The following is a 25,019-nucleotide window of genomic DNA, read 5'->3' as shown; positions in this document are numbered from 1 at the left end:
CGGACATTGAAAATGTTTCTAATATCAAATTGAAAGAAAAATATGATACTCAGCGCAAAACAGAAAATACAGATAGCCAAACACACAGAAAACAAACCGTGAAACAGATTAATCTGCTGCTGTATCTTCTCCACCTCCCTGTTCTGCTGTGGCAATATTAGATGTGTTAAATGTAGCTTCCACGATTTCTCCGGCTGCCGCAATATGGTTCAGCAGTTCCTCTTTCATTTCCTGTTCATAATCCGCATTGGCCGCGCCCTTTACAATTTCCATATCCTTTAAAATTGCAACTGCTTTATTCAATTGGATTTCCATTTGTTTTCGGGTAACCCCTGCTTTCTCAAAATCTGTGGCTTTGGAAACAAGGCAGGCAGCCAGTTCTTTATAAGACAACAAAATATTCACATGGTTATCCCCGGAAGCGGTATCTGTTTCCAAAATTTTCACCAAATCCTTCCAGTAGTCAGCGTATGATACCATAGAATCTCCTGCCTGATTCTGCACACCCAGGCTGTCGTAATACTCTGCAATCTTGTAGAGATTCTGCGCTCTGGTAATATTCTTTTCATTTAATTTCTCCGTAGGTTCTGCTTCTGCAGCAATGCCCAGCCATTTCCGCGATGCCGCCTTATTTCCTGTGCCGTCATAGGAATAAAAATAGGCAATTCCCAAATCATAGGCAAGCTTACTATACGCAGCGCCGTTTTCCTTCAGATATTCCTCATTGCTCCGTCTTCTGTCTCCGGTAATACCCAGAGCTTTCCGAATCATCTGTTCTTCCGTATCAGAAAACACACAAACTGCCCGGCCGGAACTGCTGCCGCTCTCTTCATTCTTCTGCCAAAGGAAGAAATGCAAAAGTTCTTCATACGCCTTTCCTTCCATAGGGTTCAACGCAATAGCCCTCTGATAATATCCGATACATTCTTCCGGATTTGTAGTGGCCAGCGTTTCGGCTTCCTTTAAATATGCATCATAGGTATTTGCTGTCACATTCTTTTCTGCCAGATAAAATCCCATGGCTCCTGCTCCTGCCAGAACAGCCAGCGCAAACACACACCAAAAACTCCTCCATTTTAAAGTCTGTTTTCTTTTATATGCAGCATCCAGTTCCTTATAATGTTCCAGGGCATAAAGCAATTCCCCACAGGACTGATATCGGTCTTCCGGATTCTTCTGGGTACATTTCAAAATAATTTCTTCCAGGCCAGAGGACAAATCCTGATTCCAGTACCGTATGGGATACATTTCATATGGCGGCTCACCGGGATTGTGCCCGGTAAGCAGATGATAAAGCGTAGCGCCCAGACAGTATATGTCTGTGCGGGCATCTGTCTGCCCCTGTCCGCCGTACTGTTCCGGCGCCGCATAACCCTGCGTTCCCAGACAGGTGGTATCCGCCACACTGGTTTCCTTAAATTCCCTGGCTGTTCCGAAATCAATGAGCATAACCTTCCCATCCGGCTTCAACATAATATTCGAGGGCTTCATATCTCTGTAGATAACAGGCTGTATTCTGGAATGCAGGTAAGCCAGCACATCACAAAGCTGTTTTGCCCATTCAATAACGTCTTCCTGATTCTGAGCTCCGTATTCCTGAATCACACTTTCCAGATGGCGCCCTTCAATATAGTCCATAACAATCAGAAAGGTTCCGTCCCCGTCAATGACATCAATAATACTGGGGAGGTTTGGGTGATGCAGCTTTTTCAGCAGGTCTGTCTCTACCGTCAGCCCCTGCTTAACCACATCAAAGTTTTTCACCCCATCCTTACGAACCTCTTTAATGGCCCACTGCTTATTTGCCCGTTCATTCATGGCCAGATAAACGACACTCATGCCGCCCTGACCGATTTTATTCAGTATTTTGTATTTTCCATCTACTAATGAACCTATTTCAAGCATGGTCATCCCCCTAATATGCCCGAATCAAAACCACAGAAATGTTGTCATCTTCTCTTCTTGCTTTGTTTAATTCTGTGAAGTACACCGCTTTTTCTTTCATCTTCTCTTCTGTGGCCATGGACGCCGGATTTAGCCTTTCATAGAATTCCTCCGGATGAATCACACGGCGAAATCCATCTGAACACATCATGAACACGGAATTCCGCTCAAACTCACCCACATAAAAATCAGGCTCTATGACACTGCTCGCTCCCACACACTGCAGCAGCACATTTCTCTTCGGATGATTTCTGGCCTCTTCCAAAGTCATCCTCCCCAAATCCATTTCCCTCTGTACAAAAGTCTGGTCAACGGTCATCTGGGTAATTCCCTCCTTCAGATAATAGACTCTGGAATCTCCCACATTCATAATGTAATAAATGTTGTCCACAAGCAGCATGACTGCCACGGTTGTTCCCAAACTCACATTACAATTCAATCCATATTCGCTTATCTTCTGATTCTGTTCTAAAATCAGGCTTGTCCAACTGTTTCTTATGGCATCAGCTTCCATTCCCTTATAAAGAATCTCCGGAAATTCTTTGTGAAACCAACCGGAAAATGCCTTTACCAGGATAGCGCTGGCGACCTCCCCTTTTGCCAGGCCCCCCATACCGTCACAGACTGCGCCTAACAAGACCTGTCCATACTCTGTATCCGCTGTTTCCATTAACACAGAGTCCTGATTTGTACACTTTCCCACTCCCGCATCTGTGTGAACCGCTGTTAAATACTTCATTTTCACTCTCTTTTCTCTGTAGCACAAATCCATGTTTTCATAAAATAAATAAGGAATTTTTCAGACAGACCGTCTGATAAGAATCAATGCAAACTTGCAATAGAACTTGTTCTTTGTAATATCTAACGTAGCACACTCACAGATTTTTTTCAACTGGTAATTTTATCCAATTTATCTGGATTGCTAATTTTTTATAGGCTGTCGCACTAAGTGCATATCAAGAATCTTTATACATTCCTGATTGCTGTTTCGTGCGACAGCCTGTATTTTTCTCCAATTTTCCAAGGAAAATCAGAACTGGAATACAGCCACTCCATAAGCCGGCAGGGAATACGCAAAGGAAAATTCTCTTCCGTCACATTCCTTTTTCACAGCCCGATACACCACCTGTTCTTTATGGATATCTCCGCCAAACTCCGGTTCCTTGCTGTTTAGAATCAGCTTATACTGCTTTTTCTTCGGCACACCTACCCGGTAATCATCCCTTGCCACAGGGGTATAATTCAGCACGAACAACAGGTTATTTCTTCCTGTAGGAGACCAGCGGATAAAGCTGTAAATACTTCTTGAAGCGTCATCGGCATTTACCCATTCCAGTCCCTGTGGATTGTGGTCATTGGCATACAGCGCCGGATATTTTTTATACATGGTAAGAAGAGCCTTCACATAATTCTGAAGTTTCCGGTGACTTTCTTCCCCCAGCAGATACCAGTCTAACTCCCTGGCCTCACTCCATTCCTGATACTGGCCGAAGTCCTGTCCCATAAACAGCAGTTTTTTTCCCGGGTGGCCAATCATATAAGAATAGCCTGCTTTCAGGTTTTCAAACTTGTCCTGTCCCAGTCCCGGCATCTTGCTAATCATAGAGCATTTCAGATGTACCACCTCATCATGAGACAACACCAGCACATAATTTTCGCTGTAAGCATAGGACGTAGAAAAGGTCATCTTGTGATGATTATATTTGCGGAAATACGGGTCCAATTTCATGTATTCCAGGAAATCGTGCATCCAGCCCATGTTCCATTTCAGGCTGAATCCCAGGCCGCCGTCCTCCGGCTTTCCTGTCACCATAGGCCATGCCGTAGATTCCTCTGCAATCATGACGGTTCCCTTGTGTTTTCCCAGAACCACTGAATTTAAGTGCCGGAAAAATTCAATGGCCTCCAGATTCTTATTTTCCCCATACTGATTTGGCACCCACTGTCCGTTTTCTCTTCCATAGTCCAGATACAGCATAGAAGCCACTGCGTCTACCCGGAGTCCGTCAATATGGAATTCCTGAATCCAGAACAAGGCATTGGCAATGAGGAAATTCTTCACCTCATTTTTCCCATAGTCGAACACCTTGGTTCCCCAATCCGGGTGCTCTCCCTTTCTGGGGTCTGCGTATTCATAAGTCGGCATTCCGTCAAATTCTGCCAGTCCATGGGCATCTTTTGGGAAATGTGCCGGCACCCAGTCCAGAATGACACCGATTTTATGTTTATGCATATAATTCACGAAATAGCGGAAATCTTCCGGCGTTCCGTAACGGGAGGTAGGCGCATAATATCCAGTAACCTGGTATCCCCAGGAACCGTCAAAGGGGTGCTCTGCAATTCCCATAAGTTCTACATGGGTGTAGCCCATATCTTTCACATAATCGGCCAGTGCGTGAGCCAGTTCCCGGTAATTGTAAAAGCCCGGGTCCTCTTCCTGTCTGCCCGGGTGCTTTTTCCAGGAACCAGGATGCACTTCATAGATGGACATGGCGTCTTTTTGGGGGTCAAACTGCTGCCGTTTTTTCATCCATGCAGTGTCTCCCCATTTGAATCCCTCCAGATTCACAACTTTAGAGGCATTGCCCGGACGCATTTCCGAAAAATTACCGTAAGGGTCGGATTTGTATAAGAATTCACCTTTCTGCGTAGTAATGCAGTATTTATACATATCGCCTTCCCGCACCTTAGGAATAAACAGCTGATAAATTCCCATATCATTATCGCATTTCATCACATTTACTTCCGGATTCCAGCCGTTAAAATCTCCTACAACAGAGACAGTCTTTGCATGAGGCGCCCATACAGCAAAGAAAACACCCTCTTTCTTCCTCTGCGTACCCGGATGTGCCCCCAGCAGCTTATAAATTTCATAATGTGTTCCCTGACCGAACAAGTAGCGGTCCAGCTCTGTAATCTTCATGTTGTTTCCCATAAACGCTTCCCCTTTTCATACCTTTTCTCTAAATATTGATTCCCAACAGGATACTTCCCGCTGGCTTTATCCTAAGCTGTACTCTTCCGTTCTCCACTGGAACCTTCTCTTTTGTCTCTAAATTTATGTAAACCTTATCCGCAAATGGAACCGGAATACTGACTTCTGTTTCCTGCTCATCATTATTCACAGCAACCAGAAGTGCCTGGTTGTCTGTAAACCTGGCAAACGCATACTGCCGGTTGGTCAGCAGCAATTCTCGGTATCTGCCGTAGGCCAGACACTCCCGATACGTTTTGTGCATCTCACCCAGCCATTTGAACCAATGCATAATAGGGGAATCTTTCTGCCCCTCCAGAACTTTTTCAATCTCTGCCGCAGGCCGCAAGGGATTGTCATTGCCGCCCTCTTTACGCCCCTCAATCCCCCACTCCGAGCCGTAATAAACAGACGGAATTCCCGGAAGGGTAAACAGCAGGGTATAAATGGGATAAATATGTTCTTTTACGTTTATCTTACTGATGATTCGGTCTACATCGTGGTTATCCACAAAAGAATACAATTTCATCCCCTTATAAATGCCCCCGTTTTCGTCAAATTCCCGCCGGATGGTGTGGGCAATTTCAAAGTAATTGTGGTCATTGTGTCCGGAATAAAGGCCCTTGTGCAATTCGTAATTGGTAACACTGTGGAGCATACTCTGTCCGTCCCGGATATAACGGCTGTAATCTCCGTGAATCACCTCGCCCATAAGCCAGAAATCCCCTTTCTTTGCCTGCGTTCTTCTCCGCATTTCTTCCATAAAAGAGAACTCCAGACAGTCTGCACAATCCAGACGAATACCGTCAATGTCAAACGTATCGATCCAGAAATCAATGACTCCCAACAGGTATTCCCGCACAGCCGGTTCCCATAGATTCAAGTTCACCAGTTCAAAACAGTTTCTCCAGGCTTCATAGCCAAAACCGTCATTATAAGGGCTGTTCCATCCAAAGTTTACACCCTTATACCAGCTGCAGTAAGGGGAATTTTCTCTGTTTTTCTGTATATCCTGAAAAGCAAAGAATTCTCTTCCCGTGTGATTGAACACGCCGTCTACAACAACCTTGATTCCGGCCTCATGGGCTTTCTTTACAAAGCGTTTGAAATCCTCATTGTCCCCCAGTCTGCGGTCCACTGTTTTGTAATCTCTGGTATCATAGCCATGGGTACTGGACTCAAACAGCGGTCCTATATAAATAGCTGTACATCCCATATCTGCCACATGGGGAATCCATTTGTCCAGTTCTTCAAACCGGTGCACCACCCCTTCTTCTCTGTTTTCTCTCGGTGCACCTGTCATCCCGATTGGATACATATGATAAAACACCGCATCTTCATACCATGCCATAATAACTCCCTCCTGCCTATGAATAAATTCCGTATAAGAACTGGCGCACAATCTCATAAGTGGTTTCGTTGGATATTTCAAACTTTTCCTCTTCTGAAAGTCCATAACTTACAGTCATAATATGGTGATTCAAAATTCCTGTAAAGCCCACCGCAAACAGCCGCTGCCTTCCCCGCATATTTCCCAGCTGGGAAGATGCATTTTCAAAAATGCCGACAATAATTTTATAATAGCTTTCAATAAAAGGAGAAACAGCCTGAAAGGCCTCGTTCTCTCTTCCCGAATAAAACAGCGACAGCATAAACAGGTAAAATTTCTCATGTGCAGCCGCAAAGTCAAAAAAGACTCTCGCCACCTGATATAAGACCTCCGGCAGTCCCGCCTTTGTCCTGGACGCTTCCAGCACACCGGCCTCTAATATCTGGTAGCCGGTTTCCAACAGACTTTTCAACAGTCCCAGCTTACTTCCGAAATAATAGTAGAGGGTCGGTTTGGTAACGCCTGCCCGCTCTACAATCTCCTGTACTCCCACAGCGTCATAGCCCCTGGCATGAAATAAATCCAGAGCTGCATTCAGGATTTCCGCCCTGTTGTCCATAATGGTCACCACCTTTGTACTCCGTATTCTTAAAGCCTCTGCCTTTATTATACCAATCGGTATAATAGAAATCAACTGTTCATTTTAAAAGGCCGGGATTTCTCCCGGCCTCATATAACTGCTTCTTTCATTTACTTGCTTTCTATTCTGCCAGAACCTGGTTCCAGACCTCCACGTCTTTGTTTACCACATAGCCGCTGCCGCCTCTGCCTTTCACGTCTTCTACCATGTTCAGCATCAGCACAGTTTGACCGTCCAGACCTTCTGTGTTATACACAGCGAACCAGCCCAGTTCTGTTCCGTCTTTATCCTCCTGGGATTCCTTGATTTCTGCAGTTCCTGTTTTTCCTGCAAGAGCCACGCCTGCCACCTGTGCAGCGCTGTGTCCGGTTCCCTCCGGATTGCTTACCACTTCTTTTAAGTCCTCATAAATAGTAGCCGCCGCTTCCGGTGTAAACGCATTTTCCACCCAGTAAGAAGGGTTCTTGCCTTCCTGGTATTCCAGATAAGGCGAAATCATATTTCCCTCATTAAAAAATGCCGAATAGATACAAGCCAGATGAAGGGGATTTACCAGCACCTGACCCTGTCCATAGCCGCTGTCCGCCAGCTGCACCTCTGTCTCAAAAGTATCCCCGTTGGAATACTGAGAGGATGTCATGCCGATATCGAAAGGAATATCCTGTCCGAATCCCAGTTTATCCAGCTGTTTTGCAAAGGTATCTGCCCCGATTTTCAGAGCCGCCTTGGCAAAATAAATATTATCCGAATAAATCAGTGCATTTTTCAGCACCGCGCCATTGTATTCGTGCAGGGTTGTCACCTTATAATTTCCCCAGCTTTCATCTTTCTGCCAGGATAATCCGCTGGCGCCGAAATCTTCCTCTGCCGTAAACGCCCCGGTGGTAAGTCCCACGGCTCCTGTCACCGGTTTAAAAGAGGAACCCGGCGCCCAGGTTTCCCTGACCCTGTTGTACATAGGTTTGTCCGGATTGTTGTTCAGTTCATCCCATTTCGTCTGAGAAATGCCCAGCACAAAATCCATGCTGTTAAAAGATGGCGTGGAAACCAATGCCAGCACCTCGCCGGACTTGGGATTCATAACCACGGAACAGCTTTTGTCCTCTTTGTATGCGTCATACAGCTTCTGCTGCCACTGAATGTCAATGGTCAGATGGATTTCCTCGCCATCTTCGGCCGGTTTCATAGCCAGAGCCGTCTTCTCATTCCCCTGAGAATCCAGAATGGAAATTTTGTACCCCTCTTTTGCTCTCAAACGGTCCTCATAGAGTTTTTCCAGACCGCTCTTGCCAACGACACTCTGTTCATCATAGCCTTTGTCTTTCATCTCTTCCAGTTCTTCTGCATTAATCTGCTGCACATACCCCAACAGATGGGACGTGCTTTCCCCGTAAGGATACACTCTGCTTTCCGCCTCTGTAATCAATACGCCCGGATACTCCAGCAGCTTATCCTGTATACTGGCGCCTGTGGCAATTCCTTCCGGACTGGTGTAAGGCTCGTCAAGCTGGGTTTGTGTCATTTCCTTTAACGGCACAAAGCTGTCTTCTTTCACCCAGGAAGCTGCAAGCTGCGTTTCTATATTTTCCTGCGTCGTGCCCAAAATAGCGGCAATTCCCTGGATATCTTCCTCTGCCTGCACATTCATTTTCCCCGGCACCAGACCAACTGACTGCACCGTTCCCTGTCCGGCCAGAAGTACGCCATTGCGGTCATAAATACTGCCCCGCTTTGCTTCCAGGGAAGTCACACTGACTTTATCCTCTTTTCCCAAATCCGGGAAAATCATGGAATCGTCCCATACAATACGCCATGTTCCCTTTTCTTTTTCAAAAAAGGTATTTCCGTCATAAGTCACTTCCCCAGCCAGGGTTTCCATAGTAACGCGATAGGATAAAGGCTGGCTGGTGTCCTGTTCTTCTGCAATGTCCAGCGTAATATCTTTTGCCTCAATACCTTCGTAAATATTCTTGTTTCTGGTGATAAAATCCTCTTTGTGCACACTTTCCTGTGAAGCCGTATCCAGAAGGTCATACATTTTTTCGTATTCCTTCTTTTCAATCAGCCCCATATACTCTTCCAAAACTGCATCTCTTGTATCCGAAAAAACGTTTCTGTACAGAACAAGACCCGCCACAAGAGCCGCCAGTACGGCAACTCCCCCGATTTCCAGTATCAGCAGGTGTCTTTTCTTTCTGACCTTTGAACCCTTTTTCTTTGCCATAGATTACTCATCTCCTGTTTCTGCTTCCTTTACATTTACAGTAGCCGTTTCCATCAGAACATCACACGCACGATTCCAAAGTACACTTTCCTTAATTACACTCTGGTCAGAATAATAACTCTGCATGGTTTTGGCATCCGGAAAACCGCTGAGTTGTGCAAATTTTTCCACTTCTTCCTCATAGTCTTTTTCCGTCATTTCAATGCCTTCTGCATTGAGGATCCCCTGCACCACCAGATTCTGTTTCAGATAATTCTGTGCCTGCTCAGTCAGGGCTTTGTCCTCATCTTCCTCAGAAATACCCTGCTGTTTGATGTAATCGTCCAGACTGATGCCAACCTGGGCCTGATACATGGAATCCAACTGCTCTCTCACTTTCTCTTTTGTGTCCTTCAACAAATCTTCCGGATAGTCTTTAAACTCTGTGTCGTCCACAACAAGGGAGAACAAGTCGGATTTCACCTGACTTTCATAATCTGCATCTGCACTCTTCTGCATCAGTTCCTTCTGGGCTGCCTTATATTCTTCCACAGTCTTATAATCCGTGTTTGCCGCCACCCATTCGTCGATCAGTTCCGGGGCCTGGGAAATTTTATTGATTTTTACCTTAAACTGTACGGCTTTTCCCTGCATTTCCTCGTTTTGATAATCCTCTGGGAAAGTCAAATCCAGAGTAACTTCTTCGCCCTTTTTGTGTCCGATAAGCCCGTCCTCAAAACCGCTGATAAAAGAGCCGGAACCAATCAGCAAGTCGTCTCCGGTTGCAGAACCGCCTTCAAACTCTTCGCCGTCCATATAGCCGGTATAGTCGATATTTACCGTGTCTTCCTTCTGTACAGCTCTGTCCTCCGTAACTTCCACCTGTTCATACTGGTTCAGCAGCATATAATGAATGCTGGAATCCACATCTTCGTCCGAGATTTCTGTCTTGGGACTCTCCTCCACGGTCAGATTCTTGTATTCTCCTAATGTGATATAGTCTTCCAGATTTTCCACATCTACAGCCACTACTTTTCCGTCGTCATTTGTCAGAACAAATTCTTCTGCTGTCTCTTCTTTCTTGTCTGTATCGGCTTTTTTGTCTCCACAACCGGCTGCCATTCCCAGAATACCAAGGGTAAGCAGAAGGATTACCATTTTTTTCTTCATATTTATATTTTCCTCTCTGTTCTGTTTCTCTCTACAAAAGCAATTATGCCACAAAGTCCCTGCGTGCGTCAACTTTTCAGTTGCCTTTTCCCTGAAAGAATGATAGAATAACTAAAGTGTGAATTTATTGAAATAGAAACAGTAGGAGGGTCAACGCAAATGGCTGGAACAATATTGCTGATTATTTTAATCATTTTAGTCATTGGGCTTGTTGTTCTATATTTTCTGGGAAAGAAAGCACAGAAGAAACAGGAAGCACAGCAGGAACAGATGGAGGCGGCAAAGCAGACAATCTCTATGCTGATTATCGACAAAAAGCGGCTGCCTATTAAACAATCCGGTCTTCCGCAGATGGTCATTGACCAGACGCCGAAGCTGATGAGACGTTCCAAATTGCCGATTGTAAAGGCGAAAATCGGACCAAAGATTATGACTTTAGTTGCAGACGAGTCTATTTATGATTTAATTCCTGTAAAGAAAGAAGTCAAGGCAGATGTAAGCGGTATTTACATCATTGGCGTCAGAGGTCTGCGCGGCGCACTGACACCGCCGGCTAAGAAAAAAGGCTGGTTCGCCCGCATGAAGGACAAAGCTGTGAATATGAGCAAAGGCAAATAATAAAAAATATCCCACCAAACCGGAGCAAACTTTCATCTGGTTTGGTGGGATATTTTTTAATTCCCGCAAAGCGAAAACTCTCCCGCGTCCTTTTGTCTCACATTCACACAAATCCGGCAGTCCGCCGCATGCTCTGCATTAATTTCCAATGCATAATCAATAGAAATATCCAGACTTTTTTCCTGTTCTTTCACATCAATCTTTGTGGCAGCAATGCCCATCTGCAGATTTCCGAAAGGTGTGGCATAATAGGTAAGGTTCTTCTTGTTTTCTTCAAAAATCATCTGCACATTGGTCAGTCCCTTTTTCTTAACCTCTACACTGTTGTCTGATACTTTTATACTGTTTCGCGTACTTTCCGTAAAGCCTTCTACTACTTCATCAAAGAAAATATAATGATGTCCGTTCTTGTAGTAATAATCTCCTCTGGATATCATTTCTACTTCTTCCGGTTCTCCTGCCTCTATGCTCTGCAGTCCCTTTACCGTAACCAACACATCTTTTGTCATGATTAATACTCCTCAATATTTATCTGCTTTGTCATTTTTACATCATAAGGCAGAATGGAATTGGCAAATTCCTGAAAATACGCTTCTTCATCGCTTACAAAGAAACGATAAGGAAATTCTTCCTCTGCCCGTCCTTCATTTTCCAGTCCCTTTTCCTCTAGAAGCCGTCCCAGTTCTCTGGCTGTTTCATATGCAGGATTTACCAGTGTTACCTTATCTCCTACCAGACCCCTTAACATGGAACGCAGAAGGGGATAATGGGTACAGCCCAAAATCAGGGTATCAATATCCTGCTCCAGCAAAGGCTTCAAATACCGTCTGGCTACCTCTATGGTCACGGAATCTTTCAGCCACCCCTCCTCTACCAGAGGCACAAACAGGGGACATGCCTGACCAATAACCTGAATCTGCGGATCTGTCTTCTGAATCATGGTACGATATAAATCGGACTTCACTGTTGCCCGGGTGCCGATAAGTCCGATTTTCTTATTTCTTGTGGTTTTCGCTGCTACTCTGGCTCCCGGCTCTACCACCCCCAGCATGGGAATATCTGTTTCCTGCTGAATAGTTTCCAGTGCCAATGCACTTGCGGTATTACACGCCACTACAATGGCTTTTACTTCCTGTGTCTTTAAAAAACGGACAATCTGTCTGGAATAGCGGATAACCGTCTCCCTGGACTTGCTGCCGTAAGGTACTCTTGCCGTATCTCCGAAATATACAATTCTTTCGTGGGGAAGATTTCGCATAATCTCCCTTGCCACTGTTAATCCGCCCACACCGGAGTCGAAAACACCAATGGGCGCATCTTTTCTCTGATTCATAGGATACCTCTTACCTGTCATTTTCTCGTTTAGTTTCCATTGTACCCTTTACAGAGACAGATTTCAAGATGAAAACCACCGAAATCCAATGCGCACCTTTTCTTTTTTCTCCGGGTCTTTTAAAATTTCCAGGAATTCTTCCTCTGTCAGCACGTCCTTCAGCTCTTCCTTCTTATCTTCTGTTACCACACCGTAAGTCTCATCAATAAAGCAAAGAGACGGATACAGAATACACCACCAGTTATGCCCCTGAGCCTTTCCAAGCCGCAGATTCAAAGCTTCATATTCTCCGGCAGGAAAAGTACAGTCCCCATAAGTTTTCTCCGGAAACCAGGTTTTCTCCACCACAGCCTGGGCCTCATAATCAAAGCCCTCACGGTTCATCACCTTCTCTGCTCTGTCTTCTATTTCCGGCAAATGGGTCAGAACTGCTTCTTTTGTCTTTTCCAGATTCGTCTCCTCCGGAAGCAATTCCTCCAGATATTCCGTAATTTCTGTTTTTACCTTTAATTTTACTTCCTGGTCTTCCTCCCGGTCGCTGTTGGCCACCACATGAAAGCGGAACACCTCTCCTGCAATGCCCTGCTGAATTTCCCGCTCCAACCGCTGGCGTATTTCTCTGTTTTCCCGTTTTAAGTGCACCAGGTAAATTCCCGTCAGAAACAACACACCCGCCAGACTAACCAACACTGCATTCAGCACGGCTTTCCGGTTTGCCAGTCTGTCTGTCCATCTATCTTTCCAGTCTTTTTTCCCGTCCATGTTCTATGTACCTCCCGGTTTTGATTTCACCAGGAGTATTGACGGATTTGCGGCCTTTTATTCACCACCTCTGCAATGGGGAGCCGGGGGAATTCCTCTTCTCTGTGCCATGCATTATACAAATCCTGTAAAGTAACTGCATCCTTTGGTTTTCCCTCCAGATTGTTTTCCAGAATTCCTGTAAGATATTCACCCACGGAATCTGTGTTCTGACTGTCCAGACTCATCAGCTCTTCCGGCTTGTCACAGGCAAAGACGTAAAGATTTCCCGCCACAGCCGGTTTTTCTTCCAAATACTGCAAAAATTCCTCCAACGCTTCCTTCTCCTGCAGAATCCCTTTCCCCAGAATCAGCACTTTCAAATGTCCCATGTCCAGATAGTTTTCCTGATTTTTATTAAAATTTTTCTCTGCTTCTTTTGGCTCTTTTCCCTTATAGGCAACTGCCTGTGCCTGACTGTCCTCTGTGGATTTCTTATCCTGCCCGGTTATCTGGGTAAGACCGGGAATTCCGTAAATAAGTTCATACTGTCCCTTTTGATAATCTGCACTTATGGCAAGGGGAAACACCCTGCTTTCCAGAGAGACACCACAGGCAGTCAGGGGCAAAAAGATAAGGGCCAGCAAGGCAGCCAGCGCTTTCTTCTTCCGGGCGGAACCTGCACCGAACAAAAGCAGGAGCAGAAACAGAGGGCCGTAAATTCCGGCTGTCACATTCCAAAAAAAGTCCGGAGAAACTTCTTCTTTCTGACATACCAGAGCGGCAAAAACAATGCCTCCTGCTGCAATCCATGCCGTCTTTTCCATTTTTACCCGTACCAGCAGTTCATGATTATAGAAAAATACACTGCCCAAAGCGAAAAGTACGCTGAACAGTACAGCTGCCAGCCAGAAAATATCCACTCTCTCCAGAAAGTCACCAGGTATACGGATACCGGACATAAAATCAATCACCGGATATTCCTTATGCTCATATCCCCCCAGTCCAAAACTGCCCTGCAAAAGCAGAAGTCCCAGTATCTGCAGGCCTGTAATTATCATGACTGCACTGCCCATAACCCGTCCGGTCTCCCCCGGTTTTTTCACATTTCCCAAAGCCACCGGCAAAAAAACAAAAGGCAGAAACAGACAGCACACCTCATACGTTCCTTTCAGCCAGCCTTTCAGACTCAAAGGTCCCATTTCTCTTAAATACTCCGGTTTCATGCGGAGAATTCCCAAAAGCAGCATCCCCACTAAAATGACCATAACAACGGGAAAACACACTTCTGCCATTCTCCCCCGCCTCTCCAGCCCCTGATGACTTCCCAGATACGCTGCAGCCCCGGCCAGTCCAATCACAACCCAGGGTACGCTCCCTTCTATAAGAAAACGATCCGTAATCCGGGCAATCAGAAGCAGAAGATACACCCCTGCAAACCACATCCAGGACAAATACAGAAGAATAAAAATACGACCTGCTGTTTTCCCCATATACTGCAGAGGGCTGCGAAAGACGGTCTTAAGACGGATAAAATAAATGCATAAAAACAAATACAGAACCATACCCCCAAGAAGGGAGAGCATTCCCTGTCTTCCCCTTAATTCCCCGCAAACCGGAACTGTCAGAAAATAAATTCCCGAAAGTCCTAAAAGAATCTGTCTGAAAAGCTGTCTGTGGGAAATCTGCGCATTGTCTGCAAACATCTCATTTTCCCCCTTTCTCCATGCGAAGCCGTACCTTCTGATTTCTCTGTGCGTAAAGGGGCCTTCTGGTCAAAAAGCGGAAAGGCGCACGAATCACGCTGTCTCCTTCTCCTCTGTATCCTGCCTTTGTCTGTGCTGCAAAAGGCGTCAGATACGGAATTCCAAAGCTTTTTAACCCGGCCAGATGACTGGCAGTAAGATACAGCCCCAGAAGGATTCCAAACACTCCCAGCATTCCTCCCAGCAAAATAAAGCCAAACTTCAAAAGTCTGAATGGCGCAGAAAATTCCTCGTTGGGAATAGCCAGAGAACAAAGCGCCGTCACAGCCACCACGACCACTACAATGGGGCTGACCAGATTAGCCTCCACTGCCGCCTGCCCCACAATCAGACCGCCGACAATGCCAATGGTTCCTCCCAGAGGACCCGGCATACGCACCCCCGCCTCACGAATGGTCTCAAAAGCAATTTCCATAAACAAAATTTCCAGTACACCGGGAAAGGGAACTCCCTGCCGCGCCTCTGAAAAAGACAGAATCAGGCTGGCTGGCAGCACCTGAGTATGAAAATTCGTCACAGCCAGATAAGTGCCGGAAAACAGCAGGGTAAAAAACACTGCCGCATACCGGATAAGCCGCTGCAGAGATACGATTTCAAAGCGGTTATAATGGTCTTCGCTGACCTGCAGGAAATCGCCAAACGCCGCCGGAAGCAGCATACCAATAGGGGAATGGTCGCACAAGAGCAGAATCCTTCCGTTTAAAATTTCAGCTGCACACTTATCCGGCCGCTCTGTGGTTTGAAACTGAGGAAAAGGCGAAATCCAGCTTTCCTCAGTAAGCTGCTCAATCACTCCGGAATCCAGCACACCGTCAATGACAAAAGAGTCCAGCCTGTCTTCTATATCCTGCAGAAGTTCCGGCCGCACCAAGTCCTCCATGTACAAAAGCTGCACCAAAGTCTGACTTCTTTCCCCAAGTGTTTTCTGTTTCACCTTTAACCTGGTATCCCGAATCCGTTTCCTTACCAGGGCGGAATTCGTCTTCACCGCATCTGTAAACCCTTCCTTAGAGCCCCTTAAAACTTTTTCTCTGGAAGCCTCTGCCACAGACAGGTTGGGATACCCCTTGCTGGATACCTTGATGGCTCTGGCATACCCGTCCAGAAAGAAAACCGCATTACCTGCCAGCATAGAAGCAAACGCCGCGTCCATGGTATCCAATGGCTGTACGTCAGAAATTCCCATTCCATTATCCTTCACAAACTGCAGAATCTCCTCCGCGGGCATTTCCCACATATGGTTCACCAGTTTTCCAATGACGGAATCTTCCAGCATCATGTTGCTGACAGCCACTTCTATATAAACCACCAGACACCTGATTTTTTTCTCCTCTCCCAAAATCATGGGACGTATAATACAGTCGTCACAATTGTACAGCCTGCTTCTGACGTAGGTTTCATTTTCTTCTATATGAGTCGAAATCTTGCAGTCCATGCCCTTCCTCCTGAATATTATATTCTGTCGAATTTTTAAGCAACAAAAAAGAGAGGCTTTCACCTCCCTTTTAGTATCCCGCAATCTTTCTATTCTATTCCTGCCTGTCTCTCTGTCTATTCCTAATTCAGGCTGCGGATAATGGCTTTCTGCTGGTTGTCGATATGCACTTTGATGTAGTCCAGAGCCTTTTTCTCGTCCCGTGCTCTTAAAGCCTCACAGATAGAACGGTGCTCCTCTGCCAGGGTTCTTCTTACTGCAATATCCTTCAGGTATTCCATGCGGTAACGATACATCTGTTCCCGCAGGTTATTCAAAAGCTGCACCAGTCTTTTATTATTTGTGGCATTGTAAATAGTGTCGTGAAATTCCACATCCACTTCCGCCAGTTCTGTCAGATTTCCTTCCTCAATCAGATTCTGAAACCGGCTCTCAATTTCTTCCAGTTTCTCCATCTCTTCTCTGGTAATCCGCTCGCAGGCAAGAGAGATAGCAAGCACCTCCATGCCTTTACGCACCTCCAGCACATCATTTAAATCCCGTTCTGTAATGGACGCCACTTTCGCCCCTTTTCTGGGTGCCATAACCACCAGCCCCTCCAGTTCCAGCTTACGAATGGCCTCCCGAATTGGGGTGCGGCTGACACCCAACTGGTCTGCCAGGGTAATTTCCATCAGCCTTTCCCCCGGCTTTAATTCGCCTTTTAAAATCGCTCTTCGCAGTGTATTAAAGACAACATCCCGCAAAGGGAGATATTCGTCCATATGCATTTCCAATTCCATTTTATTTCCTCCTTCCGCCGTTATTAAACACTGTTGTCAGAAAAACAGTTCGTGCAAGATGGCTTTCTCTTAATGCCTCGCAGGCATGCTCCGCCAGTTTCTTATCATCAAACAGACCAAACACCGTAGGACCGCTTCCGCTCATCATGGCATTTAAAGCTCCATGGTCTTTCATATGGTTTTTAATTTCCTCTATAACAGGATAATGGGGAATGGTAACCGTTTCCAGTACATTTCCCATGAGGTCAGCGATTTTATTCAGATTGTGCCACTGAATTGCTTCCAGCATTTCGTCAATAGGCGGATGATATTCCAGCTGGTTTGCATGAAGATTTTCATAGACAAATTTAGTTGATACGCTAATGCCCGGCTTTCCGATTAAAACGTAGCAGTCCGGACAGGCCGGAAGCGCCCTTAATTTATCTCCGATTCCTTCTGCCAGTGCAGTTCCTCTTAACAGACAATACGGTACGTCTGCCCCGATTTTTACGCCTCGCTCCATTAATTCCTTTACAGACAGCCCCAGATGAAACAGACGGTTGACCCCAATCATAGCCGCCGCTGCATCGGAACTTCCTCCTGCCATACCTGCCGCTACAGGAATAAACTTCTGCAAATCTACGGTAAGTCCCTCTTGAATGTCAAACTCATCCATCAAAAGCTTTGCCGCCTTGTGCACCAGATTGTTTTCGTTTACCGGCACAAAAGGCAGGTTTGTGGTAATCTTGATGCCAGGTTTCCGGCTGATTTCCATATCTAACTGGTCATACATATTAATAGTCTGCATAATCATGCGCAGTTCGTGGTATCCGTCTTCTCTTCTGCGCAGAACGTCCAGACCAAGATTAATCTTTGCAAGTGCTCTCAGTCTCATGTGTGTTCCTCCCGCAATCTTGTATTTCGTATACAATATGCTGAAGCAAAATAACGATATTGTATATTGTATCCGTTTTAGTACACTCTATTCTATCTGAAAAAGTGGAAATTTTCAACTGGTAATGGGGAAATAATGCAGAGAGTACGGAAGATAGCATAAAAAATCTCACCACCATTTGTTTCCGTAGTGGCGAGATTTCATTTTTAACTCGTTATGTTATGGCAGTTTCTATTCAGGATTGTTCATTTCTTCCTGAATCTTACACACCCGCTCTTTTGGCAATTCCAGCAGCTTTGCTGTTTCTTCTACAGACAGCCCATTTTTCAGCAGTTTCCATACGCTGCTCTTTATACCTTGTTCCAACCCCTGCGTACGGCCTTGCTCAAGCCCTTTTTGAATCAGCTTATCTGACTCTAATTCCAACACTTTTCCGCCCATCACTTTACCAAATCCTTTCCTGGCTTTTTCCCTGTCCTTCAGGATATATTCTGCTATCCTTATGATTAACTCTATCAGGTCACGATATTCTTTCTCTTTTCCTTCTTCCAGAAATTCTTTTTCCAAGCGCGCTTCTATCTCTGCGTACGCTTCCAGCATTTTTTTCAGTTCCTGATGCTCTCCGTCGAGGTCTTTTTTCTCATAACGCATGATATAAAAAGGCAGGAGAAAGAAAAGTCGTTTCCCTAAGATTTCTTCTTTTGTATAATGCCCCGCATACACTGCGGGGACTTTGTACTCCCAGGTGCTTTTGTCCGGCATCACAACCTCTATGGTCAAAAACCTTGTCTCTTCATTGCCACGGAGATGCAGGATACAGGAATGAGGAAAATACATCCGGTATCTCCCTTCCTCTTTTTCCATGGATTCCAGGCTGATAGAAAAATCGTATTCTATCATACGCACCACCATACCGCTGTCCTGCGTGCTCTGGCACTCTAAATGGTACATTTTCTCTGCTATCAGAAGGTGGGAGTCTGTGATGATTTCCCCCTGTTTCGTCTGATGCTCATTTCTCCTCTGTATGATTTCGATGTCTTCCGGATAAGCGGTACCAAAGATTTCATTAATCAGGGGTATCGTCAGTTCCGGCATCTTTTCTATTAAGGTACGGAAGACATCATCAAAGATTGTATTATTCGTACTGGCCATGAAACATTCCTCACTTATGCTTGCTTATGTAGTGTTGTCTCATGTACTTTGATTGATTTTATCTTCTGTGAAATGACATCCGTTTTGCGTTACCACCATCCTTGTATGCATTCGAAATTGTTTGTGTTTGCTTGTTAATTATATTATAAATCACGAGGAAGTGGGAAACAAGCTATTTCAGGCAGGAACAATGCACCAATCTATATCCATTTATTTAAAATTACTTGAAGAAGTTTCGCAGTTAACAGGATCACTTTCTGCAAATTGGATAGCTGCTCATTTGTAAGTTCTAAGATATCTCACCGACACCGGACAAATACTTCCGTTTGTAAGAATAATCTGCTTTCGCCCCCGGTCTATCCTTTGAACATAATTTTTATTTACCAGCACAGACTGATGGCATCTGAAAAAATTAGGATATTTCTCAAAACTTGCTGCAAATTCCTTAATTGTCCCATATGTATGATAAACCTTTGTCTGTGTATAAATTGCTATCTTGTGCGAAGCGTCGCCGGAAGTTTCCATGTACAAAATTTCATCTGGGTTAAGGAAAATACGTTCTCCTCCCTGCTTAATAGAAAAACTTTTAGCCGATTTATTCAAAATTTGGCGATACACTTTTTCAGCGCTTTTCATACATTTCAAAATTTTCTCCGGCAGCAATTCCATATCATCTTTCACAATAAAATCCAAGGCTCTGACTTGATACTGAAAAGTCAACATACATAGTTCACTCTTAGAAGTAACAAATACAATTTCACCTAACGGGTCTTTTTCTCTTATTTTCTTAGCCGACTGCAGCCCATTCATATCATTTTCCAGACAAATATCCAAAAAATATAATCCGAATTCCGGAATTTTTTTCTCCAACTCTTCTAACAAGTCCTTCGGATTTAACGCTCCGAAAACAAATTTCTGACTGAAATCATGCATAAGCAGATACTTCTGAATGATTTCCGTAAAATACCGTAACTGCTGCGGATTATCCTCGCATACATAAATCTGAATCATTTTTCTCCCCCTTTATACAGTACCAATTCCACTAAAAAGTATGGCATTTCACAAGAAAAATTCCAATGAACATTTTCATATGAATTCAAAATATTTTCTGCCGTATACAATCCGATTCCACTATGATTTTTCTTCGACGAAATGTCGCGTTCACAAAGTCTGCTCAAAGGCAAGGAAATTAGATTTGTAGAATTACGAAGCAAAATTGTAATTTTTTCAGAATCTGAAATAACCGCTATAGTAATCTCTTTTTTATCCGTTTCCTGTGCAGCTTCTATTGCATTATTCAAAAAAATCCCTAAAACCCGAAGTAAATCCATCTCTTTTACCGGAAATTCCTCTACCATTTCTCTTATTTCAACTTCCACATGAATTCCCTTTTGGGAAGCTAAAAGTATCTTTGAAAATATCAAACTTTTTACTGTATCATTCTTTAAAAAAGCCAATCTTCCCAGCTGTTGGTCATGCCCGGTCATTTCTTTTCCCATTGGCAAAATATTCGTATAAAAATACTGAGAAAGCTGTTCTGTATTTTTTTCGTCAATATAAAACTTCATGGAAGAAAGCATATCAATATAATCATGCTTAAAGGAACGCATATTCTGGTATAACTGTTCTATCTCATGAGTATAGGATGAAAGATTTTCATACTGTGTAAGCTGCATATTTAACTCACGTTCTCTTTTTTCTATCCGCAGAATTCCGGTCAGAAGTGCACTGCTCAATAAAAATACTGCCAGAAACAGAATACCGTTAAACGTAATGATTTCCGGAGAATACCCCACCTGCTCTCCAAAAATAATCAGTACAGCAAAAATCAACACATTTACTGCCAGGTTTCCCAATATCCCCCATAACAAAGGTTGGAAACCGGAAATACGCTGAATCTGAAATTTCGTGTGCAGCAGCCATTGCACTCCTTTTTCTGTCAAAAACAGACTTGGTAAAAATATGAGCATATGCACAAACAGGTATCTATCCCTGACCATTTGTAATGTAACTCCCAAAAACAGATGCCAGCCCCACGCGGCTAAATAATCCATGCAGACAAATACCAAGTATCCGGTAAAAAAACTAATAAGGTTGGATAACTTCTGGGGTGTTCTATAAATCATAAAAAAAATAGCACCGATTAATCCAAAAACGGTTGTAATCTGATTCAAAAACGGGGCAGTAAAAAACACCAAAATCAAAATAAAACAGAAAAAACAGACCTTACGTCTCTTGGAAAATGTTCTGTCTTGAGTCACTGTACCGGCAATATAAAAGTTTAACGTACTAAAAAGATAATAAAAAAGCATCTGCACATAATTCATATTTTTCTCCCCTCTTACGAATAAGAATACGAAACTGTACGATTCATACCCTGTGCAAAACAATTACGATGAAAACTCAGCAAAATATTCCTAAAATATTTCCTTTATAAATTTCATGATACAATTATAACAACAGATAAAAGAATCGCAATGAAATCCGGCAAACGTAATTTCTATCAAGGGGGATTGAAAATGAATAAATCAAAACTATGTTTTCTCGCTTCCTTCTGCCTTACGTCCTCTGTTCTGTTTGGCTGCAGCAAGGAAAAAGAAGAACTTTCTACGAAACATCTGACTGCTGTCATAGAAAATACTTTTAAAAATATCGATGATTCACAGTACGAACAAACAGAAATTCCATCAACCGTTCCCGACTGGGTATATGAACGCTTTGAAACACATATGACCTCAGAAGAACTGGAAAATTTCTTGTCCACAGGTACCTATCAAATTGCTGTATTGGCCTATTTGAATGACAAAACTATTCAGATAAAAGATTTGTCCATAGACCATAAGAACGATTACTATGAGCTCTGTTGGACAACACAGGTAAAAGACATCCATGCAAATGTAGAAATACTGCAAGTGGAGGCAAGTGCACAACTGGACACCAATGGACTGGTAACCTATTTAAACATAAACGACATGTTTGAACTTCAAAAAATTCTCGAAAACCAGTCTCCTTAAAGATGACGCAGGAAGCCGCCGGCTACTTCAATAGCCGACGGCTTCCTGCACTCTATCTCTCCACCTTTTTCATCAATAACAGACCGTCCCCCGGTTTCACTTCCTCACTCTCCAGCCCGTTTAGTTCCATAATATTCTCAATGGTAGTATAAAATTTCTTGGCAATATCCCACAGGGTATCGCCCTGCTGCACCTGATACCCCACGATTCCGGGCATGCTTTTCAGCTTTTCCCGGTCCAGCTCCCGCTCTTCAATTTCCCGGATAATCCCCATTTCCATCTGATTCATCACCAGCGCATTGAGATTCATTACAATCTTCACTTCGATTTCGTCGCTGTCAATCATGGTGGTGGAAAGCTGTTCCAAATCTGTCCGCAAATGGTAAACACACTGCTCATTGATGCCTTTCGCCTCAATGACATGAGTAAAGGGTATCATGGTTTCCATGGCATAAAAAGGCATTTCATCATCGCTGACAATGTACAGAATCCGCACCCGTACTACACCTTCCGTCTCTATGCCGTTTTCCACAATCCGGGTACTGTCTACCTTTACATTGCCGTCACTGTGACAGATTTGCAGAATTTTCCCCTGGCTGTTCTCCGTCTTTATCCGGTCATTAACTTTACATTTGGAAAAATTCTTCACCAGCAGGTTTTCCAGCTTCTGCTTTTCCCGTATGGCCTGGCAGTCCCGTACCGGGGTGTATACGTCCATAAGCAGAGACAGTTCTTCTTCCTCATAAATCTTCATTTCCAGCTCCAGCACTGTATCCACGCTGATAATCCGTTCTTCTCCGTCCTCGTCCTGTTTCACCTTTAAATCACTTTGTGGCACTGCAATTTCCACGTTGGGAATCATGTCACTGCTGCAGCCCGGACATTCCACCTCTTCATAAAAGGGCACCGAATGTTCCAGCCACTGAAGGGAATTGTTGTCATCATTTCCGCTGTAAAGGGCAAAAACAAAAAGTTCACCCTTCACTCCGATTTTGTCATTTTCTGCCCGAATATCCAGCCCGCGAATTTCTACCGTATTCCACAGCAGTTCATAAATATCCGGCTTGTTGGAACTTAAAGCTATGTCTTCTTTTACCCGCATGGTGTCTTTTTTATGTACAGCCGCCCCCATAACGGAAATCTCCTGTTTTTTCTTAGAAATTTCCTCATCTTCCACGCTGACGGGCAGGGCGGTCTCCAGCATTTCTTCCACATAGGCGGTAAATGTCACCAGCGCCTTAATATTCAGTTTTCGGGAATGAATCAGCTGCACGCTCAAATCTTCAATATCCCATTTCAGCTGTACCTTGTCTCCATTTTCCAGCCCTTCCAGATTCAACGTCTCTCCTATGCGCAGAGTCCCCATAAGGCTTTGTATTTTCCGTTCCTGGCTGTCACTGACATACAAAAGGCAGACCGCCAAAGCGCCGGTAATATATGCTCTTCCCTCTGAAATCTGAATATCCTCGATTTGAATATCACCCTTTTTTTGAATCATTCTGCCGATGTCCGGTTTCACGTCCGGCACATTCAAATCTTCATCAAACGTAATCTGACTGACTGCTTCACATTTTCTTTTCAACATTCTTACCTTTTTCTTTATCAGTTCCACACCTTAACCCCTTTTCTATTCAAATATGACCGGTTCTTCCCGGTATTTCATCTTCACCACCAGACAAGGATACGAAGGCTCTTCTTTCAGTTCTTCCCCGTCCTTGGGGCCTATAAGCACCGTCTGCAGGTGAATGGCATTTTCCCAGAGAGACAAATCCTCAATCTGTATACTGTATCCACCGGTTTCCTGCTTTCCGTATCCCTTCAGCAGATAGAGATAGCCCGCGTCCTGATAGGTCATCTGAAATTCTGTTTCCTGATTCTTGGCAATCAGTTCCTTCACCTTTTCCGGAAAATCCGCCTCTTTCATCACCGTATATTCCGGCTTTATTCCGTCCCCTGCCCTTACTTTTTCAATACTGCAGCCATACAAAAAGCAGGAAAACAGCACCAGTAACAAAAGCCCTGCTGTCCTTTTTCCCATGATTTGCCGCCTTCACTTTGCTAGCCTTATCCTAAATGTATGCGGGGCAGAGAGAAAATATAACAGAAAAAACAAATACAGGCTGCCACATATGGTGTTTTCCCTTGCATATCCCTTGCGCATTCATTATAATAAAAGTATTTCACAAAATATTCTTAACATTACATTATCAAAAAGGAAAAGGTACTTATCATGTTGCGATTTATTCTTGTATGTATCTGTGTCATCGGATACCTGGTTTTATCCATTCCTATCCTTCTGGTGGAATGGGTCATCGGAAAATTTAACAAACGTGCCAAGGACATCAGTTCCCTGCGCATCATCCAGGCGGTATTTCGCTTTATCTTAAAGGTAACCGGCGCTGACATCACCGTTATCGGACACGAAAATATCCCGAAAGACCAGGCGGTACTCTATATCGGAAACCACAGAAGTTTCTTTGATATTCTGCTGACCTATGTGCTCTGCCCGGATTTGACCGGCTATGTGGCCAAAAAAGAAATGGAGCCTATCCCTCTGCTTTCTATCTGGATGCGTTATCTGCACTGCCTGTTTCTGGACAGACAGGACATTAAAGCCGGAATGAAAACGATTCTTACCGCTATTGAGAAAGTAAAAAGCGGGATTTCCATCTGCATTTTCCCGGAAGGAACCCGCAACAAAGGAAAGGATGAACTGGAACTGCTGCCTTTTCATGACGGAAGTTTCAAAATTGCCACCAAAGCAGGTTGTCCTATTGTGCCCATTGCCATTAGCAATTCTGCAGAAATTTTCGAGTCCCATTTCCCGAAAATCAAGCCTTGCAAGGTCGTCGTGGAATACTGCAAGCCTGTGTATCCGGACCAGTTGGACAAAGAAGACAAAAAACATCTGGGTGCATATACTCAGAATATCATTCTGGAAACACTGAAAAAGAACCGTGGTTTGACAGAATAAAAAACTGCCCTGCAGCAGCACATTTCAGAACAAAGCTTTTCCTGAAAATATGCCGCTGCAGGGCAGTTG

General features: G+C 44.2%; 22 protein-coding genes. 3 read left to right on the top strand and 19 right to left on the bottom strand.

The annotated features are described in order from the left end of the window. Positions 1-108: 108 nt before the first annotated feature. From WBS51_RS06070 to tig, 7 genes are all read right to left on the bottom strand, one after another. Positions 109-1,905: a serine/threonine protein kinase gene (locus tag WBS51_RS06070; protein ID WP_173749052.1), complete on the bottom strand. Its 1,797-nt coding sequence runs from the start codon at positions 1,903-1,905 to the stop codon at positions 109-111. Positions 1,906-1,915: 10 nt separating this feature from the next. After that, a complete protein-coding gene (locus WBS51_RS06065; protein WP_173749051.1) occupies positions 1,916-2,683 on the bottom strand; it encodes a PP2C family protein-serine/threonine phosphatase in 768 nt (255 codons plus the stop codon). A 291-nt stretch (positions 2,684-2,974) separates the two neighbouring features. Continuing rightward, entirely contained in the window at positions 2,975-4,879 is a 1,905-nt protein-coding gene (gene glgB, locus WBS51_RS06060) for a 1,4-alpha-glucan branching protein GlgB (protein ID WP_173749050.1), read from the bottom strand. 28 nt (positions 4,880-4,907) lie between these two features. Then, complete coding sequence (locus tag WBS51_RS06055; protein WP_173749085.1) at positions 4,908-6,272, bottom strand: alpha-amylase family glycosyl hydrolase; 1,365 nt, start codon at positions 6,270-6,272, stop codon at positions 4,908-4,910. 13 nt (positions 6,273-6,285) lie between these two features. Next, positions 6,286-6,867 carry a TetR/AcrR family transcriptional regulator gene (locus WBS51_RS06050; protein WP_173749049.1) on the bottom strand — a complete coding sequence of 194 codons (582 nt, stop codon included), beginning with the start codon at positions 6,865-6,867 and terminating at the stop codon, positions 6,286-6,288. Between the two features lie 142 nt (positions 6,868-7,009). Next, positions 7,010-9,112 carry a penicillin-binding transpeptidase domain-containing protein gene (locus tag WBS51_RS06045; protein ID WP_173749048.1) on the bottom strand — a complete coding sequence of 701 codons (2,103 nt, stop codon included), beginning with the start codon at positions 9,110-9,112 and terminating at the stop codon, positions 7,010-7,012. 3 nt (positions 9,113-9,115) lie between these two features. After that, the gene (gene tig, locus WBS51_RS06040) at positions 9,116-10,261 is read right to left on the bottom strand and encodes a trigger factor (RefSeq protein ID WP_294459381.1); all 1,146 of its coding nucleotides are present in this window, start codon (positions 10,259-10,261) and stop codon (positions 9,116-9,118) included. A gap of 159 nt (positions 10,262-10,420) precedes the next feature. Here tig and WBS51_RS06035 point away from each other — a divergent pair, with 159 nt between their 5' ends. Beyond that, positions 10,421-10,879: a hypothetical protein gene (locus WBS51_RS06035; protein ID WP_173749046.1), complete on the top strand. Its 459-nt coding sequence runs from the start codon at positions 10,421-10,423 to the stop codon at positions 10,877-10,879. Positions 10,880-10,935: 56 nt separating this feature from the next. Here the strand turns inward: WBS51_RS06035 and WBS51_RS06030 are convergent, their stop codons facing one another. From WBS51_RS06030 to WBS51_RS05985, 10 genes are all read right to left on the bottom strand, one after another. Next, the gene (locus WBS51_RS06030) at positions 10,936-11,388 is read right to left on the bottom strand and encodes a YwiB family protein (RefSeq protein ID WP_173749045.1); all 453 of its coding nucleotides are present in this window, start codon (positions 11,386-11,388) and stop codon (positions 10,936-10,938) included. 2 nt (positions 11,389-11,390) lie between these two features. Then, positions 11,391-12,212 carry a glutamate racemase gene (murI, locus tag WBS51_RS06025; RefSeq protein WP_173749044.1) on the bottom strand — a complete coding sequence of 274 codons (822 nt, stop codon included), beginning with the start codon at positions 12,210-12,212 and terminating at the stop codon, positions 11,391-11,393. Between the two features lie 63 nt (positions 12,213-12,275). Continuing rightward, positions 12,276-12,974 carry a stage II sporulation protein R gene (spoIIR, locus tag WBS51_RS06020; RefSeq protein WP_173749043.1) on the bottom strand — a complete coding sequence of 233 codons (699 nt, stop codon included), beginning with the start codon at positions 12,972-12,974 and terminating at the stop codon, positions 12,276-12,278. Positions 12,975-13,000: 26 nt separating this feature from the next. Then, positions 13,001-14,659: a GerAB/ArcD/ProY family transporter gene (locus tag WBS51_RS06015; protein ID WP_173749042.1), complete on the bottom strand. Its 1,659-nt coding sequence runs from the start codon at positions 14,657-14,659 to the stop codon at positions 13,001-13,003. A gap of 1 nt (position 14,660) precedes the next feature. Then, positions 14,661-16,154, bottom strand: coding sequence for a spore germination protein (locus WBS51_RS06010; RefSeq protein WP_173749041.1), 1,494 nt, complete (start codon positions 16,152-16,154; stop codon positions 14,661-14,663). Positions 16,155-16,276: 122 nt separating this feature from the next. Next, positions 16,277-16,936: a GntR family transcriptional regulator gene (locus WBS51_RS06005; protein WP_173749040.1), complete on the bottom strand. Its 660-nt coding sequence runs from the start codon at positions 16,934-16,936 to the stop codon at positions 16,277-16,279. A gap of 1 nt (position 16,937) precedes the next feature. Next, a complete protein-coding gene (ispE, locus tag WBS51_RS06000; protein WP_173749039.1) occupies positions 16,938-17,810 on the bottom strand; it encodes a 4-(cytidine 5'-diphospho)-2-C-methyl-D-erythritol kinase in 873 nt (290 codons plus the stop codon). Positions 17,811-18,041: 231 nt separating this feature from the next. Then, positions 18,042-18,962 (bottom strand): RpnC/YadD family protein, encoded by a 921-nt coding sequence (locus tag WBS51_RS05995; protein WP_173749038.1) that lies wholly within the window; start codon positions 18,960-18,962, stop codon positions 18,042-18,044. Between the two features lie 276 nt (positions 18,963-19,238). Then, complete coding sequence (locus tag WBS51_RS05990) at positions 19,239-19,973, bottom strand: LytR/AlgR family response regulator transcription factor (RefSeq protein ID WP_173749037.1); 735 nt, start codon at positions 19,971-19,973, stop codon at positions 19,239-19,241. Beyond that, positions 19,970-20,932 (bottom strand): sensor histidine kinase, encoded by a 963-nt coding sequence (locus tag WBS51_RS05985; protein WP_302702767.1) that lies wholly within the window; start codon positions 20,930-20,932, stop codon positions 19,970-19,972. Before WBS51_RS05985 ends, WBS51_RS05990 begins: the two co-directional genes overlap by 4 nt. A 549-nt stretch (positions 20,933-21,481) precedes the next feature. Here WBS51_RS05985 and WBS51_RS05980 point away from each other — a divergent pair. Then, entirely contained in the window at positions 21,482-21,976 is a 495-nt protein-coding gene (locus tag WBS51_RS05980) for a hypothetical protein (RefSeq protein ID WP_294459388.1), read from the top strand. Between the two features lie 52 nt (positions 21,977-22,028). On the opposite strand, the gene WBS51_RS05975 is transcribed toward WBS51_RS05980, so the two are convergent. Beyond that, positions 22,029-23,561, bottom strand: coding sequence for a DUF3794 and LysM peptidoglycan-binding domain-containing protein (locus WBS51_RS05975; RefSeq protein WP_294459390.1), 1,533 nt, complete (start codon positions 23,559-23,561; stop codon positions 22,029-22,031). Between the two features lie 42 nt (positions 23,562-23,603). After that, complete coding sequence (locus WBS51_RS05970) at positions 23,604-24,014, bottom strand: protease complex subunit PrcB family protein (RefSeq protein ID WP_173749033.1); 411 nt, start codon at positions 24,012-24,014, stop codon at positions 23,604-23,606. Between the two features lie 192 nt (positions 24,015-24,206). Between WBS51_RS05970 and WBS51_RS05965 the strand changes: the two genes are divergently transcribed. Next, positions 24,207-24,950 (top strand): lysophospholipid acyltransferase family protein, encoded by a 744-nt coding sequence (locus tag WBS51_RS05965; RefSeq protein WP_291682402.1) that lies wholly within the window; start codon positions 24,207-24,209, stop codon positions 24,948-24,950. Positions 24,951-25,019: the final 69 nt, after the last annotated feature.

The sequence above is a fragment of the Blautia acetica genome (assembly GCF_038739805.1).
Lineage (GTDB): Bacteria > Bacillota > Clostridia > Lachnospirales > Lachnospiraceae > Blautia.
Note: the sequence above shows the minus strand (reverse complement) of the source record. Positions and strands in the feature narration are given on the sequence as shown.

What these genes read in the sequence shown, in the direction of transcription:
- WBS51_RS06070 (WP_173749052.1), bottom strand. Translation starts at nt 1,905, where the DNA reads ATGCTTGAAATAGGTTCATTAGTAGATGGAAAATACAAAATACTGAAT.
- WBS51_RS06065 (WP_173749051.1), bottom strand. Translation starts at nt 2,683, where the DNA reads ATGAAGTATTTAACAGCGGTTCACACAGATGCGGGAGTGGGAAAGTGT.
- glgB (WP_173749050.1), bottom strand. Translation starts at nt 4,879, where the DNA reads ATGGGAAACAACATGAAGATTACAGAGCTGGACCGCTACTTGTTCGGT.
- WBS51_RS06050 (WP_173749049.1), bottom strand. Translation starts at nt 6,867, where the DNA reads ATGGACAACAGGGCGGAAATCCTGAATGCAGCTCTGGATTTATTTCAT.
- WBS51_RS06045 (WP_173749048.1), bottom strand. Translation starts at nt 9,112, where the DNA reads ATGGCAAAGAAAAAGGGTTCAAAGGTCAGAAAGAAAAGACACCTGCTG.
- tig (WP_294459381.1), bottom strand. Translation starts at nt 10,261, where the DNA reads ATGAAGAAAAAAATGGTAATCCTTCTGCTTACCCTTGGTATTCTGGGA.
- WBS51_RS06035 (WP_173749046.1), top strand. Translation starts at nt 10,421, where the DNA reads ATGGCTGGAACAATATTGCTGATTATTTTAATCATTTTAGTCATTGGG.
- WBS51_RS06030 (WP_173749045.1), bottom strand. Translation starts at nt 11,388, where the DNA reads ATGACAAAAGATGTGTTGGTTACGGTAAAGGGACTGCAGAGCATAGAG.
- murI (WP_173749044.1), bottom strand. Translation starts at nt 12,212, where the DNA reads ATGAATCAGAGAAAAGATGCGCCCATTGGTGTTTTCGACTCCGGTGTG.
- spoIIR (WP_173749043.1), bottom strand. Translation starts at nt 12,974, where the DNA reads ATGGACGGGAAAAAAGACTGGAAAGATAGATGGACAGACAGACTGGCA.
- WBS51_RS06015 (WP_173749042.1), bottom strand. Translation starts at nt 14,659, where the DNA reads ATGTTTGCAGACAATGCGCAGATTTCCCACAGACAGCTTTTCAGACAG.
- WBS51_RS06010 (WP_173749041.1), bottom strand. Translation starts at nt 16,154, where the DNA reads ATGGACTGCAAGATTTCGACTCATATAGAAGAAAATGAAACCTACGTC.
- WBS51_RS06005 (WP_173749040.1), bottom strand. Translation starts at nt 16,936, where the DNA reads ATGGAATTGGAAATGCATATGGACGAATATCTCCCTTTGCGGGATGTT.
- ispE (WP_173749039.1), bottom strand. Translation starts at nt 17,810, where the DNA reads ATGAGACTGAGAGCACTTGCAAAGATTAATCTTGGTCTGGACGTTCTG.
- WBS51_RS05995 (WP_173749038.1), bottom strand. Translation starts at nt 18,962, where the DNA reads ATGGCCAGTACGAATAATACAATCTTTGATGATGTCTTCCGTACCTTA.
- WBS51_RS05990 (WP_173749037.1), bottom strand. Translation starts at nt 19,973, where the DNA reads ATGATTCAGATTTATGTATGCGAGGATAATCCGCAGCAGTTACGGTAT.
- WBS51_RS05985 (WP_302702767.1), bottom strand. Translation starts at nt 20,932, where the DNA reads ATGCTCATATTTTTACCAAGTCTGTTTTTGACAGAAAAAGGAGTGCAA.
- WBS51_RS05980 (WP_294459388.1), top strand. Translation starts at nt 21,482, where the DNA reads ATGAATAAATCAAAACTATGTTTTCTCGCTTCCTTCTGCCTTACGTCC.
- WBS51_RS05975 (WP_294459390.1), bottom strand. Translation starts at nt 23,561, where the DNA reads ATGTTGAAAAGAAAATGTGAAGCAGTCAGTCAGATTACGTTTGATGAA.
- WBS51_RS05970 (WP_173749033.1), bottom strand. Translation starts at nt 24,014, where the DNA reads ATGGGAAAAAGGACAGCAGGGCTTTTGTTACTGGTGCTGTTTTCCTGC.
- WBS51_RS05965 (WP_291682402.1), top strand. Translation starts at nt 24,207, where the DNA reads ATGTTGCGATTTATTCTTGTATGTATCTGTGTCATCGGATACCTGGTT.